A 12,850-nucleotide genomic window follows, 5' to 3' on the forward strand; every position below is an offset into this window, starting at 1 on the left:
AGGGCGAACCCGGGTCACAATGCCAAACCGGACACGGACACCTGCTGCACGCGGCTCCGCACCCAGTCCTCGAGCCGGGTCAGCGTGACCGGCACCCGCGATCTCATCAGCGATGGATCGAACGTCTGATCCGTAGTTTCGTTGATCACTCCCACGCGCAGCACGCGGCTTACTCCCGGATGCAGCGGCTTCATCGCGCGTGACAGTGCGCGCACCACGCCGAGCGGGAGGTGAGTCACCTTCGCCTTCCTCCCGCTCACGCGCTCGAACGTCTGCACGATTTCGTGCGCGGTGAGATTTTCCGGCCCGCCAACTTCGATGATCTCTCCTCGCAGCGATGGTATCTGAAGCGCACCGACCACAACCTTGGCAACATCCTCCGCAGCGACGTAATTCCTCGGATTTCTTCCCGGGCCGAACAGCACCACGCGCTTCCCCTCCATCACGGGCTTGCCGATGAGCTGGTACGCGTGAATCTCCATGAACGCGGTCGGTCTTATGATCGTCCACGTCAGCCCGCTGTCCTGGAGGTATCGTTCCACCCTTGCCTTGGTGCGCCAGAAATCCACGGGATGATCGGGCGAGGCGCCTACCACCGAAGTGTAAATGAAGTGCCGCACGCCGGCTTGCTTCGCCGACTCTATCAGCCCGCGATGACCCGCGTCATCCACCAGTTCGCTCGCGTCTTCGCCCTTGCCGAGCATGGAGTGCGCGGCCGCGATCACCGTGCTGACTCCGCGAAGCGCGAAGTCCAGCGACTCGCGATCCCGCAGATCGCCTCTGACGATCTTCGCACCGAGCGATTGCAGCTTGTCCCCATTCGCCAGCTCACGCGTCATTGCGCGCACGGGCTGGCCATTCGCCAGAAGCGTCCGCGCTACTTTGCCGCCGAGTGTTCCGGTAGCGCCGACGATCAGGATCATGAGATCATCTCCGTTACGCGCAGCATGCTCCGAACGGACCTGCCGGAACATTGATCACCGGCGGTGCCGATGGGGCCTGCGTGAGGTCGAGTTCGTCCATCAGGTTGTTCGCGCTGGCGTCGCGGACGGTCAGCGGCTGGAGACTCCATCGCGACTCAATCAGCCGAAGCACGGACGCGTGGTCATACACTTTGCTCGACACATGTCCCTGCTTCACGAACGGCGACACGAGAATCGTCGGGATGCGGAATCCGCGAAGCCCGTCCATGTTGCCGATGTCGCGCTCGCCCGGTGGAATCGGCGCCACCGGCGGCGCCACATGATCGTAGAATCCGCCCCACTCGTCGAACGTCAGCACGAGCAGCGATTTGCTCCACAACGGACTCGTGGTCACGGCTTTGTACACACTCGCAAGAAACGCCTCTGCGTTCCGGATGTCACCTGGTGGATGATAGCTGTCGCTGAAGTCGTCGGAGAGATCGGGATCCACGAACGCGACGCTGGGAAGAGCGCCGGCCGCAGCGTCGCTGAAGAATGACGTGATCGGATGGATGATGGATGCATACCTGCTCCCCCACAGTGTGGATGTGGTAAGCGAGTTGCCGTAGTTGCGTCCCGTGAGTCCCGCGGCTGAAAGCCGGTCCCAGATGGTAGGGAGAGTGCTCGCGACCAGTGTGTTGGATAACCGGTCAGTCTGACCTGCGACCGAAACCAACCGGTTGGGAAATGTCGGCCCCATGATTGGGCAGAAATAGCGATCGAGTACGGTCCATTTTGGAGCGGCTTGACCGAGGAAAGGCAGGTCGGCCGCCTGGTAGTAGCCGATGGCGTAGATGTCATTTCCATCCGTGCGCAGCCAGCCGTCGCACGCCCCGTTGTTGTACTCTGCGCGCCCGCCCTGGAATGAGTGATCCGGATCGGCAAAGCCGCATCCCTGAAAATCCGTCAGGTGATGCGTCGGAATTGGAACGTTGTTGCGATCTGGATACGTTAGCCCCGCCTGCTTGCCGTCCGCACCAGGAACCCAACCCAGGAGGTGATCGAACGAGCGATTCTCCATCGTCACGACGATCACGTGATCGAGCGTCCCCGGCGTCGGATCAGGATCAGGTCCGCTCGAATCCGTGCAGCCCAGCGCCGTAGCGCCTGCCGCAATCGCCATGCGCGCGAGAAAATCGCGCCGCGTGATCGTGCCCGCCATCTCCACCAGGGACATTCCGGAATCGGATTCTCTGCGGCCGTCCACAGTTACAAGGTAAAGAGTGGCGCTGTCTTTCGAGATGCCGATTGCCGTGCGCGGATGGCGTCCCGCCGAAAACCTCGGAAACGTGCCCTCCGCTGCCTGCTTCATCAATGTCCTCTTACTGCATGAGGCAGATACGGCGCTTCGAGCTCATTCACCTGATCGCTCGTGAGCGTCAGGTCGAGCGATTTCACTGCCGTTTCAAGGTGTCCCATCTTCGTTGCTCCAACGATCGGTGCAACGACACCCGGTTTCGACAGGAGCCACGCGAGCGCCACCTCCGCCGGCTTCACGCTCAGCCCATCGGCAACGCGGCGCACCGCGGCGATGACCGCGAGATCCGACGGGGAATCGTAGAGCTCTACGGCATACTGATCGTTGTCGGCGCGAGTGGTTCCTTCAGTTGGCGAAGGCGTCGTGCGGGCGAGTCTCCCACGCGCCAGCGGCGACCACGGAATGACGCCGACTCCTTCGTCAACGCAAAGAGGAATCATCTCCCTCTCTTCTTCGCGATACACGAGGTTGTAGTGATTCTGCATTGAGATGAACCGCGCCCACCCGTTGCGCTCGGAAGCGGACAGAGATTTAGCCATCTGCCAGGCATAGCCGGAGCTCGCTCCGATGTATCTCACCTTTCCCTGATGCACGAGGTGATCGAGAGCGGCGAGAGTCTCCTCGATCGGAACATCACCCTTGAATCGATGAATCTGGTAGAGGTCGATTGTCTCGACGCCAAGCCGCTTCAGGCTCGCTTCACATCCCTGGACGAGGTGCTTGCGCGACAGCCCGCCCATGTTCGGACCCTCACCCATTGGGAAGTGGGCCTTGGTGGCGAGCACGATTTCTTCCATGTTCGCCATCTCCCGCAGCGCGCGCCCCGTGATCTCCTCACTGACACCCATCGAGTACATGTCGGCGGTGTCGAAGAAATTGATTCCGAGGTCGAGCGCCTTTCTATAGAAGGGCTTCGCGTCCGCTTCATCCAGCACCCACGGCCGCCACTTGGAATCGCCGTAGCTCATGCAGCCGAGGCAGATACGTGACACCATCAGACCGCTACGGCCAAGTGGTGCGTATTGCATCATGTCTCCTGGTTCAGACCTTCTCGCACGACAACGCAGATTTTAAAAGTTATTCGGCTGTGCTGCAGGTGCCAGCCGGACGGGTCGGCAACGGCGGAACTCTTCCCTGGATAACATCCCCTGGCGTAGCTTCCCGCCTCATGAAATGGACCTGGCTGCCCCTGGGCGTGGCATTCATGGCTGGCGGCGCGAGCGCGCAGACTCCAACCTCGCCTCCGCGTACGATCCTCGCCATCGGAGCCCACGCCGGCGACATGGAACTGACGACCGGCGCGCTGCTCATAAAGCAGCACAAAGCCGGAGACCGCATCGTGATTCTTCACATGACACTCGGCGAAGGCGGCAACCCGAAGATGTCACCGTCAGCGTATGGCGCGCAGAAGCGGCGCGAGGCCCTGGCTGCCGACTCGGTCATCGGCGCTGAAGCGCTCTTCGCGCCTTACAAGGACGGCGAGCTGCCGAATGATGAGGAGGTGCGACGATACGTCGCCGACCTGATCCGACAGGTGAAGCCGCAGTACGTCATGACCCACTGGCAGAAGAGCATCCACAAGGATCACTCGAGAACAAGCGCCATCGTACAGGATGCTGTGCTTCTCGCATCCCTCGAAGGAGTCGTCACCGTGCATCCGGCTCACCGGGGAATCCGCGGCATCTGGTACGCGGAGAACTGGGAAGACGCGGAGGATTTCAAGCCATACATCTCCGTGGATGTATCCGCGGAGAGAGACCAGTGGAGGGATGCGGTCACAAAGTACGAGTTCGTCCGCGGAGGAATCTCGTCCTTCAGATATCTCGAGTACTACGATGCCCTCGCGGTAGTACGAGGTGCTGTCGCCGGCAAGCAGCGCGCGATTGCGTTCGACATCGATGCGTTCGGAAAACGGAGAGTGCTGGATTCGCTGCCGTAGGACGACGATTATTGGCACCATGACAAACGCCCGCTCCGTCGTCGCCCTTCTGATGCTCGCAGCGTTCGCCCCTTCGCTGAAGGCGCAGGCACCGCAGCGCATCTTCATCAGAATCAACCAGCTCGGCTATCTCCCGGCCGGGCCCAAGACCGCCGTCGCCTGCTCTCTCGATTCGACGGCGATTCGGACCTTCACGCTCCAGGATGGCGAGGGCCGCACGGTCTTTGGCCCGCGCTCGGCGAAGACGACTGGCTCCTTTGCCGCATGTGCGTCCACGCATCGTCTCGACTTTTCGGCGTTTCGGAAGCCGGGCCGGTACACGATCGTAGCCGGCAGTGCGGTATCGCCTCCGGTCTACATCACCGCAAAAGCATACGATGGCGCAGCCGATACGCTGCTCGTCTACATGCGGCAGCAGCGGTCGGGATTCAACACGGTCGTGAAGGATTCCATTCACAAGTACGACGGACGCATCGTCGATCATCCGACGCGCACGAACGAGTTCATCAACGTCTCCGGCGGCTGGGCCGATGCATCCGACTACCTCCAGTACGTCACCACATCGGCCAACGCGACTTTCGTCATGCTCATGGCCTATCGCGACAATCCGCACGCGTTTGGTGACAAGTTCGACGCGCGCGGTCTCACCGGAGCCAACGGGGTTCCCGACGTTCTCGACGAAGCGAAGCATGGGCTCGACTGGCTTCTACGCATGTATCCTGGCGAAGACGACATGTTCAACCAGCTCGCCGATGACCGCGACCACATGTATTTCGACTTTCCGTGGAGAGATTCGTCGGATTACGGCTGGGGCAAGGGAAAGGACAGGCCGGTCTATCCATGCACCGGAAAGCCGCAGGGACTTTTCAGCGCGAAGAACCGTTCGACTGGATATGCCTCCACGGCTGGCAAGTACGCATCGGCTTTCGGCATCGCCGCGACGGTCTTCGCGAAGAGTGATCCTTCTTTCGCCGAAACCCTGAGGACAAGGGCGCTCGCCGCCTATCGTCTGGGACGCCAATATCCGGGCGTTTGCCAGACAGCGCCCGGCCGCTCTCCCTACTTCTATGAAGAGGACAACTGGCACGACGACATGGAGCTCGGCGCCGCTTCACTGGTCGGCGCCACGGCACAGCGGCATTTCCTGGGAGAAGCTCTGGTGGACGCGCGCAACGAGCCCATTACCCCATGGATGGGAAAGGACACCGCCAATCATTACCAGTGGTACCCGTGGCACAACAACGGTCACTACGAAGTGTGGCGCCACGGCTCAGCGGGCGAGAAAGCGCAGATGGCGAGCTTCTATAGAAGAGGGCTCGAAGCCGTCGTCGCGCGCGCAGGCAACGGATTCCGCGTCGGCGTTCCGTTCATTTGGTGCTCGAGCAATCTGATGGCGAGCTTCGCCACACAGGCTTACCTGTACCGAAGGATGACGGGCGACAACAGGTTCCGCGAGTACGAGGCGGCTGCGCTGGACTGGCTTCTTGGCACGAATCCGTGGGGAGTCTCGATGATCATCGGGCTTCCGGGATCGGGCACCTTCGCGCACGATCCGCATGCGGTGATCACCAGCAGGATGGGACTTCAGCTCACCGGCGGAATGCTCGACGGCCCAGTGTATCGTTCGATTTACGGAAATCTTCGAGGCATCAGTCTTCACAACGCCGACGAGTACGCTCCATTCAACACCGGTTTCATCGTCTATCACGACGACGTCGGCGATTATTCAACGAACGAGCCAATCATGGACGGGACCGCGAACCTGACTTATCTCTTCGCCTCGATGGCAAGCGGCAGATAGCGACGACTTCAGACCTGCTTCGGCATCATTCCATCGAGCAACGACGAGAACCCGTTGCCGAGCGATTGTCCTCCATCGCATACCATCACGGTTCCGGTGATGAATCTCGCCGACTCCGAGCAGAGGAACAGCGCCAGGTCCGCGATCTCTCCCTTATCAGCGAACCGGCCCAATGGAATCATCTTCGTCACGATCTCACGCGCTTTCGTCGTGGGAGCGAGGCGCTTCATTCCTTCGGTATCGTCCACTGCCCCCGGTGCAATCGAGTTCACGCGCACTCCCTGCGGCCCCCACTCCAGCGCCAGCGTCTTCGTCACCATGTCCACTCCTGCTTTCGCCGCGCATACGTGTGCCTGCATCGCCATCGGGACGAAGGCCTGCGTCGCCGAGATGTTGACGATTGACGCGCCCGGCCGTTTGAGATGCTCGAACGCCGCGCGGCATGTGTTGAAGGTCCCGAGCAGGTCAATGTCCACCACCGCCTTGAATCCGTTGGCCGACATCCCGAGCGCGGGCGCCGGGAAGTTGCCCGCGGCGCCGCATACCACGATGTCAATCTGCCCGAGCTTCTCGCGCGCAGCGCCGATGGCCGCAGCGAGCGCGTCGTAGTCACGCACGTCCGCGGAGAATCCGGCGGCTCTGCCACCCGCGGCCTCGATCTCCTTTGCCGCAGAGTCGAGCTTCTCCTGCGTCCTGCCGATCAGCGCCACGCTCGCGCCATGCTCGGCCAACCTCTGCGCGATCGCGAGGTTGATGCCGCTGCCGCCGCCGGTGATGAGCGCCACCTTGCCATCGAGAATCCGGGTACCGAATGCCGAGCCCATCAGATGCTCCAGTTCCTATGAGTTTGCGCCGCCGGTTGCGGCATCATGACTTGTTCGCTCTGCGGGTGCGCCTGATTACCTGGCGCAATTCGTCCGCGTCGAACATCTCGCTCGCCGCGGCCGAAGACGCTGTTTCCAGCACCCTGCGGTTGAGTGACAGGACGACGCCGTTCTCGCCTTGACTCTCATTCAGGAGACCCGCTGCGCGAAGCAGCTGCACGTGGTGCGATATCGTCGGCTTGGAAACCCCGAACACGCGCGCGAGCTCGACGGAAGTCATCGGCGTGCAGGCGATTGTCGAGGCGATCGCGTAGCGAGTGGTATCTCCGAGCGCACTAAAAACGAGTGCTGGATTTGCTCTTGCCCGCGCATCCGGAGAAAGATCGGGATCGGCAACGGGAATGAAGAACCGCGTCCGCTTGTCCGAGTCGGTGTACGCCGCCCACAGAGCGGCCGTGTTGAATGCGGATGGAATGACGTGGATCGCCACCACCGCGCTCATTGGAATCCGCGTTCCACTTCGCCCCGCGATGATGGCGCCATTGTCCATCGTGATCGGCAGTCGCCGCTCGCTGGTGAATGCGGCGAAGCCGCCTCTTTCGATCGCCTCCTTCATCACGCGCGCCGACTCGCGCATCTGATGCTCGAGAATCTTCCATGTGTCCGCGAAGCCGGCCTTCCAGAATTCTTCCATCACGGTGATCACGTCGCCGCGATACGCTGCCGGTTCGGCGACGATTCTCCCGAACGCCACAGCGCTTCCGCCGCGTTTCGAGAACGGATGAAGACCGAGCAGCGACAGAAGGCGCTCCTGCGTTTTCGACTCCAGTGCGACCGTGCGGCTCAACGTGACCCGCCCGGACACCAGGCCGTCCACGGAGCCCGGCATCTTGAACACGCCCCCGAGAACACTTCGCTGAAACGAGCCCGTGTCCATCGTCCGGAGGGCTTCGATCATCTCCGGAAACGTTATCGCCGGGTGCTCATCCCTCAGAGAATCGGCGAGAAGCGGCCAGATCAGCGGCGATGGCGCCACGCTGGCGAGGCTCGTTCGGAGGCGGGCCGAGATACGGCGATCCATCTCGCGCCGCCATCCGAGCAGCCGCTCTCCCGCTCCGCTTTCCAGCACCTGGAGCGCGTAAAACACCTCGAACCGTGGTGTGATTATGATCTGGACCAGAGACTCCGGTGAGGCATCAGCCATATTGGTTAGATAATTGGCTAACTCTTTATCCGCAATCCCTCGTCGTTCCGCCCCTCGAGCAGAAACAGCCCGTTCGTCGCGTCAATCCTTATCGCGCCCCCCTTCCCGACGTCGCTGCCAAGGATCCCGTCCAGGCTCACGAATGACGAGAACGCCGGCGCAAACACCAGCAGCTTCCGGAATAGCAGCGGTTGACCCGCCATCGTCAGGTGCAGCTCATCCACGAACCTGCCGTGCACAATTGACAGCCCCGCGAATCCGCCGATCAGCCTCCGTTCACCGACGAATGTTCGCACTTTCGTCTTCATGAGCAGACCGTCAGTCGAATAAGTCTCCTGCGCGCCCGTGTCGAGATTGAACACCTGCTCCTTTCCGTTGATCGTCACCGGGATCATCGGCGTTCCCGACGCGGACAGAATTAGCGGCAGCACCACTGGAGTCCCCGGGAACGCTACCTCCCTGGCGGGAACGCTCTTGAACGCCGATGCCCATGACTCGACGTCCGCCTTGTCGTTCACCGCAGCCTCGTGCCGGCCTTCTCGATTCAGCTCGGCCATTTCTTTCCACTTGTCCTGATATTGCAGCATCGCGGTCAGGAGAACCCGGGACGCCGTATGCACCAGCGTATCTTCCGTATACGCGACACGCACACTGTCGAGCGCCATAGCGGCTTCGTCCGGTTGCCCAGACATGATCAGGCCGAGCGCCCGCGCGAATGCGCGCTGCGGCTCCGTCACCATCTGCCGGGTTACGAATCCGGTATCGAGACTCGACATCGCCTCCCAGAAAGTCTTGCTCTTCGAGACGACGTTTGTGCTCCGCCGTGGTGAGCCCGTCGAGTCGATCGTGACAGTGGGCGGAAGATAGACGACAACCGGCTTCGCAGGCCCGCATGCGAGCGCCGCAGAGATCGCTGCGGTCGTCGTCCACCTGATCCATGCCCGGCGCTCGATAGGCTTCAGATCTCCCCTGGTCTGTGCAACGCCGAACCTAATATGCGGCCCTGCGCCAGAAAGCGAACGTCTCTGGCGAGCCGCTTGCAAACTGGTTCGGGCGGCGCAGCGTATAATGAATGCAGGCCCGCCAATCACTACGAGACCAATGAGCGAGAAGATCCGGAAGACCGATGAGGAGTGGAGCCAGCAGCTCACTCCCGAGCAGTTTCGCATCGCCCGAACGAAGGGCACCGAGCCGGCGTTCACCGGCAAGTACAATGCGTCGAAGGAGCCCGGCCTCTACCGCTGCGTCTGTTGCGGCAACGCGCTCTTCGATTCCGACGACAAATTTGACTCCGGGACCGGCTGGCCGAGCTTCACACGACCTGTCTCCGACCACAGTGCCGAGACGGAGACGGACAGCAGCTTGTTCATGAAGCGCACGGAAGTTCACTGTAGTCGCTGCGACGCGCATCTCGGTCACGTCTTCGACGACGGCCCCGCACCAACAGGCCTGCGCTACTGCATCAACTCTGCGTCGCTCGAAAAGATCGACAAGCCGCTCTAGAGACCGGCGCTCAGCGCCTGGCGTTGCGCTTATTCGCGCGCACGCCTCCGCGAGCCTGTGTCAGGGGTCCGGTAGTAATAGCTCGAGAGGCGCCGGTCAGAATCGAACTGACGAATAGCAGATTTGCAGTCTGCCGCCTTACCACTTGGCCACGGCGCCGGAAAACGCAAGTTACCCCCGCCCCTGGGCTCGTTCAAGCGCCGGCGACACGACTCGTCGCCCTTTGCGTCTCGTTGACACCGGTCCGGGCACGATGGATAATCACCCATGCGCCCGCACATCACTATCATGACGGCCGAGGAGAAGGACGTTCCTCTCATCCTCGAGTTCATCGAGGGCCTCGCCGGGTATGAGCGGCTGCGCCACGCCTGCGTCGCCACTGAAGAGAAGCTAACGAATACGCTGTTCGGCGATCGTCCCGCCGCCGAGGTGCTGATCGCCCGCATGAGCGGACAGCCAGTTGGATTCGCACTTTTCTTCCATAACTACTCCACCTTCCTCGCCCAGCGCGGCCTCTTTCTCGAAGATCTCTTCGTGAAGCCGGATGCGCGCGGACACGGTGTCGGCGACGCTCTCTTCTCGTCTCTCGCCCGTATTGCACTCGACCGCAACTGCGGCCGCCTTGAATGGTCGGTGCTCAACTGGAATGATCTGGCGATCGGATTCTACAAGCGGTTGGGCGCACAGCCGATGAACGAGTGGACGACGTTTCGCATGACCGGTCAGCCTCTGCACGAGCTCGCGTCCCGGGCGCCGGCCATCGCATGAAACGCCATCGCCTCTTCTACGGACGGAGCCCCGGCCCATTATTCGGTCCATTGATCACGTGCGTTATTGTCGCCACTCTGGCTTTTGCGTTCGAGCGGTCGATGCCGGCGTTCCATGACGTCGTTCAGCCCGTTTACTGGATTCTCGCCGCCATCGCACTTATCGCGATATGGAGGTGGCTGCGCGTACGGTCCGGCAACAGACGGGAAGCCGATCGCCGAAAGGCCGACAGGCCCGGGGACGACGAGGACCGCTAGGCGCTCTCCATGGCACGCGGTCGCGTATCTCGCCGCTCGAGGCGATTCAAAAATTCTCCCAGCGCCTCACGCCGGAGATTCAGCGGATCGAAGAGCCCGCTCCGGAGCCCGTGGATATCTAGGTCTTCGGGTGAAGGGTCTTTAGCCACTCCTCCACCGACAACGCAGTCTCCCATGTGTCCACGTTCGCGCGCAGCATCTCGGCGATCTTTTCGCAACCGGGCTCGTTCTCCACCACCAGCTGCGTTAGATCATCCACTCTGTCGCGAAGCAGGCTGTCTGTCGCGCGGGAGAGAGACGCGGCGCGCCGCGTCACCTCGTCCACAGCCGCTCGAACGACGGCTGCATCCTCGGTCTCGATCAGCATCTGCATCAGTGCCGCGGCCGGAGAAAGCGTTCCTGAGAGACAGCGTATCATTATCTCGCACTGCGCCGGCGGAACGATTCCTGACGTGAGACGGAGCACCGCACCCGATTCGGACTCCGATTCCGGACTCAGTCCAGCCATCCTAGGGCTCACCTCTTGCATATGGGGTTCATGCAGGGTGCCTGAATGCAAGCGCCGCACCGCTCGTCACAATCGCGGCCTGGGCCGCTTGCACCACCCACCTTTTCCAGAGGAGTGAGCTGTCATGGCGGCGCGAAAATCATCCGGGGGAAGGAAGTACGGCAAGGCAGCAGGCGAGCGTGTCGAATCGGCGATGCGGCGGCGAAAGAAGGGAACTCTGAAGAGCGGCAAGGGACGAAAGGTCACGAGCCGCGAGCAGGCGATCGCAATCGGTCTCTCCGAGGCGCGGGAGAAGGGAGCCAAGGTTCCGCCCGCGAAGAAGTCGTCGTCATGAAATAAGACGTCCGGGAGAAAACGCTCCTGGAAGCGGCTACGCGGAGCCCGCAACAACCATCGGTCCGGTCGGCGCGGGCATCCCGCCTTCCGGCTCTTCCGTGATCGCGACTGCGCGTAATGCATTGCGCGCAAGCGCGTAATGCGCGTGCATCACCGTCTTTCCCTGTGGATCGGGACGGAAGGTTCCCGCGGAGATCTTCGCACTGTCGGTGACGAGCCAGACCTGGTACGTCATCCCCGGCTTGGGCGGTTTCAGGTTGTAAGTCACCATGATCCAGTCGTCCGAGGCGCGGTTCCACATCATCTTGCCGAGTGGCTGCGCTGCGCTCTTGTTGACGAGCGCTACGACCTTCACGTCCGGGCCGCTCATTGCCGCGATCATCGCGTCTTTCTGCAGCAGGGCCGACGAAAAACTGTCGGCTCGCGGCACGAGAGTATCGGCGGCGGCGAGCTGATCACGCATCGCGTTGCGGTCGGCTGTGACACGGAGCTGCTGCGCGCCGCTGGCGATCAGCGCCAGCGTGGCGGCGATCGCCAACCAGTTCATCGGACGCGATGCCGGCGACGTCGGTGGAATCTGCCAGACGGGCTGCGCGGGCGTGACACGTTTCGTCTCTCCCGTCGCCACCCGCTGCGAGCCGGGCGTGATTCTCTGTCCGAGTCCGGTAAGGCTCGCGACCCCGCGCGCCAGGTCAGGCGGTCCAGGCGGTGCTGCGGATCGCGATTCGCGCTCGGCGCGCGCGCGCATTACCAGCCGCGATCGAATCCCCGCTTTCCGCCCGCGATTCATCTCGGCCGACGGAACGAGCTCTCCAAGCATGGTCACCGTCTCTTCCATTGCCGCGAGCTCGGGTCCGCACTCGGGGCACACTGCGGCGTGAGCGCGCACGGCCTGGCCGACGTCGGCCGAAACCGCGTCGAGTGCGACCGCGGCCAGCTCGGAGAATACCTCCTCGTGGCTCATGTCGTTCACTCCAACAGCCCGCGATGCATCGATAGCGGCTCCCTCAACTTCTGCATTGCCAGACGCATTCGCGTCTTCACGGTTCCGAGCGGCTGCCCAGTCGCGTCAGCGATCTCCGTCTGGCTCATTCCACGGAAATACCCCAGCTCGAGCACTTCTCTCTGCTCTACCAGCAGCTCACGCAACGCCGCACGGACGTGCTCACGCAGCTCCGCGCGAAGGCTCGTAGGAGGACGCCTTCCGCCACGCCTGCCAGAAAGTCTCTTCAACTACGTCTTCCGCTTCGTCTGGATCCTTGAGCAAGTGCAGGACGAGCGAATAGAGCGACGATGTCCAACGGTCATACAGCGCGCCGAGCGCGGTTTCATCCGCTTCACACATTCGCCGGATCAAAGCCACATCATCGGCATTCAATCTGGTCTCAGCAGAATACGACAGCTCACGCTCGGGCGGATTCATCGTCTCGAATGTAAACGCGCTACGCCTTACCCGTTACCCGTTACCGGCTGCCCGTTACCTGACAGCT

General features: G+C 62.0%; 16 protein-coding genes and 1 tRNA gene. 6 read left to right on the forward strand and 11 right to left on the reverse strand.

Features of this window, described 5'->3' with window-relative positions; all coding sequences use genetic code 11:
- Positions 1–14: 14 nt before the first annotated feature.
- The 3 genes from Q7S20_07305 to Q7S20_07315 are packed head-to-tail and all read right to left on the reverse strand — an operon-like array spanning position 15 to position 3,251.
- A complete protein-coding gene (locus Q7S20_07305) occupies positions 15–923 on the reverse strand; it encodes an SDR family oxidoreductase (protein MDO8501635.1) in 909 nt (302 codons plus the stop codon).
- Positions 924–936: 13 nt separating this feature from the next.
- Positions 937–2,274, reverse strand: a complete 1,338-nt coding sequence (locus Q7S20_07310; GenBank protein ID MDO8501636.1) for an alkaline phosphatase family protein — start codon at positions 2,272–2,274, stop codon at positions 937–939.
- The gene (locus tag Q7S20_07315) at positions 2,274–3,251 is read right to left on the reverse strand and encodes an aldo/keto reductase (protein MDO8501637.1); all 978 of its coding nucleotides are present in this window, start codon (positions 3,249–3,251) and stop codon (positions 2,274–2,276) included. Before Q7S20_07315 ends, Q7S20_07310 begins: the two co-directional genes overlap by 1 nt.
- 137 nt (positions 3,252–3,388) lie before the next feature.
- Here Q7S20_07315 and Q7S20_07320 point away from each other — a divergent pair, with 137 nt between their 5' ends.
- Complete coding sequence (locus tag Q7S20_07320) at positions 3,389–4,159, forward strand: PIG-L family deacetylase (protein MDO8501638.1); 771 nt, start codon at positions 3,389–3,391, stop codon at positions 4,157–4,159.
- Positions 4,160–4,178: 19 nt separating this feature from the next.
- Positions 4,179–5,960: a glycoside hydrolase family 9 protein gene (locus Q7S20_07325; GenBank protein ID MDO8501639.1), complete on the forward strand. Its 1,782-nt coding sequence runs from the start codon at positions 4,179–4,181 to the stop codon at positions 5,958–5,960.
- A gap of 8 nt (positions 5,961–5,968) precedes the next feature.
- Here the strand turns inward: Q7S20_07325 and Q7S20_07330 are convergent, their stop codons facing one another.
- Genes Q7S20_07330 through Q7S20_07340 form a run of 3 tightly spaced genes read right to left on the reverse strand, consistent with a single transcriptional unit; the run spans position 5,969 to position 8,764 of the window.
- Positions 5,969–6,784 (reverse strand): SDR family oxidoreductase, encoded by an 816-nt coding sequence (locus Q7S20_07330; GenBank protein ID MDO8501640.1) that lies wholly within the window; start codon positions 6,782–6,784, stop codon positions 5,969–5,971.
- 43 nt (positions 6,785–6,827) lie between these two features.
- The gene (locus tag Q7S20_07335) at positions 6,828–7,988 is read right to left on the reverse strand and encodes a DUF5937 family protein (protein MDO8501641.1); all 1,161 of its coding nucleotides are present in this window, start codon (positions 7,986–7,988) and stop codon (positions 6,828–6,830) included.
- Positions 7,989–8,005: 17 nt separating this feature from the next.
- A complete protein-coding gene (locus tag Q7S20_07340; protein ID MDO8501642.1) occupies positions 8,006–8,764 on the reverse strand; it encodes a hypothetical protein in 759 nt (252 codons plus the stop codon).
- A gap of 325 nt (positions 8,765–9,089) precedes the next feature.
- Between Q7S20_07340 and msrB the strand changes: the two genes are divergently transcribed.
- Positions 9,090–9,491 carry a peptide-methionine (R)-S-oxide reductase MsrB gene (msrB, locus tag Q7S20_07345; GenBank protein MDO8501643.1) on the forward strand — a complete coding sequence of 134 codons (402 nt, stop codon included), beginning with the start codon at positions 9,090–9,092 and terminating at the stop codon, positions 9,489–9,491.
- Positions 9,492–9,578: 87 nt separating this feature from the next.
- Here msrB and Q7S20_07350 read toward each other — a convergent pair.
- Positions 9,579–9,650 (reverse strand) — tRNA-Cys (locus tag Q7S20_07350).
- A gap of 108 nt (positions 9,651–9,758) precedes the next feature.
- On the opposite strand from Q7S20_07350, the gene Q7S20_07355 reads away from it, so the two are divergent.
- Entirely contained in the window at positions 9,759–10,259 is a 501-nt protein-coding gene (locus Q7S20_07355; GenBank protein MDO8501644.1) for a GNAT family N-acetyltransferase, read from the forward strand.
- Entirely contained in the window at positions 10,256–10,516 is a 261-nt protein-coding gene (locus tag Q7S20_07360; protein MDO8501645.1) for a hypothetical protein, read from the forward strand. The genes Q7S20_07355 and Q7S20_07360 overlap by 4 nt, the downstream gene beginning before the upstream one ends.
- Before the next feature lie 118 nt (positions 10,517–10,634).
- Here the strand turns inward: Q7S20_07360 and Q7S20_07365 are convergent, their stop codons facing one another.
- The gene (locus Q7S20_07365; GenBank protein MDO8501646.1) at positions 10,635–11,024 is read right to left on the reverse strand and encodes a hypothetical protein; all 390 of its coding nucleotides are present in this window, start codon (positions 11,022–11,024) and stop codon (positions 10,635–10,637) included.
- Positions 11,025–11,148: 124 nt separating this feature from the next.
- Between Q7S20_07365 and Q7S20_07370 the strand changes: the two genes are divergently transcribed.
- Complete coding sequence (locus Q7S20_07370) at positions 11,149–11,358, forward strand: DUF6496 domain-containing protein (GenBank protein MDO8501647.1); 210 nt, start codon at positions 11,149–11,151, stop codon at positions 11,356–11,358.
- A 36-nt stretch (positions 11,359–11,394) separates the two neighbouring features.
- Here Q7S20_07370 and Q7S20_07375 read toward each other — a convergent pair whose 3' ends face one another.
- Genes Q7S20_07375 through Q7S20_07385 form a run of 3 tightly spaced genes read right to left on the reverse strand, consistent with a single transcriptional unit; the run spans position 11,395 to position 12,783 of the window.
- Entirely contained in the window at positions 11,395–12,324 is a 930-nt protein-coding gene (locus Q7S20_07375) for an anti-sigma factor (protein ID MDO8501648.1), read from the reverse strand.
- Positions 12,325–12,329: 5 nt separating this feature from the next.
- Positions 12,330–12,509 carry a sigma factor-like helix-turn-helix DNA-binding protein gene (locus Q7S20_07380; GenBank protein ID MDO8501649.1) on the reverse strand — a complete coding sequence of 60 codons (180 nt, stop codon included), beginning with the start codon at positions 12,507–12,509 and terminating at the stop codon, positions 12,330–12,332.
- Between the two features lie 16 nt (positions 12,510–12,525).
- Positions 12,526–12,783: a sigma factor gene (locus Q7S20_07385; GenBank protein MDO8501650.1), complete on the reverse strand. Its 258-nt coding sequence runs from the start codon at positions 12,781–12,783 to the stop codon at positions 12,526–12,528.
- Between the last annotated feature and the right edge of the window lie 67 nt (positions 12,784–12,850).

It is taken from the genome of Gemmatimonadaceae bacterium (assembly GCA_030647905.1).
Taxonomy (GTDB): domain Bacteria; phylum Gemmatimonadota; class Gemmatimonadetes; order Gemmatimonadales; family Gemmatimonadaceae; genus UBA4720.

Bases quoted from the DNA above. Each gene is read 5' to 3' on its own strand.
- Q7S20_07305 (MDO8501635.1), bottom strand. From the start codon at position 923: ATGATCCTGATCGTCGGCGCTACCGGAACACTCGGCGGCAAAGTAGCG.
- Q7S20_07310 (MDO8501636.1), bottom strand. From the start codon at position 2,274: ATGAAGCAGGCAGCGGAGGGCACGTTTCCGAGGTTTTCGGCGGGACGC.
- Q7S20_07315 (MDO8501637.1), bottom strand. From the start codon at position 3,251: ATGATGCAATACGCACCACTTGGCCGTAGCGGTCTGATGGTGTCACGT.
- Q7S20_07320 (MDO8501638.1), top strand. From the start codon at position 3,389: ATGAAATGGACCTGGCTGCCCCTGGGCGTGGCATTCATGGCTGGCGGC.
- Q7S20_07325 (MDO8501639.1), top strand. From the start codon at position 4,179: ATGACAAACGCCCGCTCCGTCGTCGCCCTTCTGATGCTCGCAGCGTTC.
- Q7S20_07330 (MDO8501640.1), bottom strand. From the start codon at position 6,784: ATGGGCTCGGCATTCGGTACCCGGATTCTCGATGGCAAGGTGGCGCTC.
- Q7S20_07335 (MDO8501641.1), bottom strand. From the start codon at position 7,988: ATGGCTGATGCCTCACCGGAGTCTCTGGTCCAGATCATAATCACACCA.
- Q7S20_07340 (MDO8501642.1), bottom strand. From the start codon at position 8,764: ATGTCGAGTCTCGATACCGGATTCGTAACCCGGCAGATGGTGACGGAG.
- msrB (MDO8501643.1), top strand. From the start codon at position 9,090: ATGAGCGAGAAGATCCGGAAGACCGATGAGGAGTGGAGCCAGCAGCTC.
- Q7S20_07355 (MDO8501644.1), top strand. From the start codon at position 9,759: ATGCGCCCGCACATCACTATCATGACGGCCGAGGAGAAGGACGTTCCT.
- Q7S20_07360 (MDO8501645.1), top strand. From the start codon at position 10,256: ATGAAACGCCATCGCCTCTTCTACGGACGGAGCCCCGGCCCATTATTC.
- Q7S20_07365 (MDO8501646.1), bottom strand. From the start codon at position 11,024: ATGGCTGGACTGAGTCCGGAATCGGAGTCCGAATCGGGTGCGGTGCTC.
- Q7S20_07370 (MDO8501647.1), top strand. From the start codon at position 11,149: ATGGCGGCGCGAAAATCATCCGGGGGAAGGAAGTACGGCAAGGCAGCA.
- Q7S20_07375 (MDO8501648.1), bottom strand. From the start codon at position 12,324: ATGAGCCACGAGGAGGTATTCTCCGAGCTGGCCGCGGTCGCACTCGAC.
- Q7S20_07385 (MDO8501650.1), bottom strand. From the start codon at position 12,783: ATGAATCCGCCCGAGCGTGAGCTGTCGTATTCTGCTGAGACCAGATTG.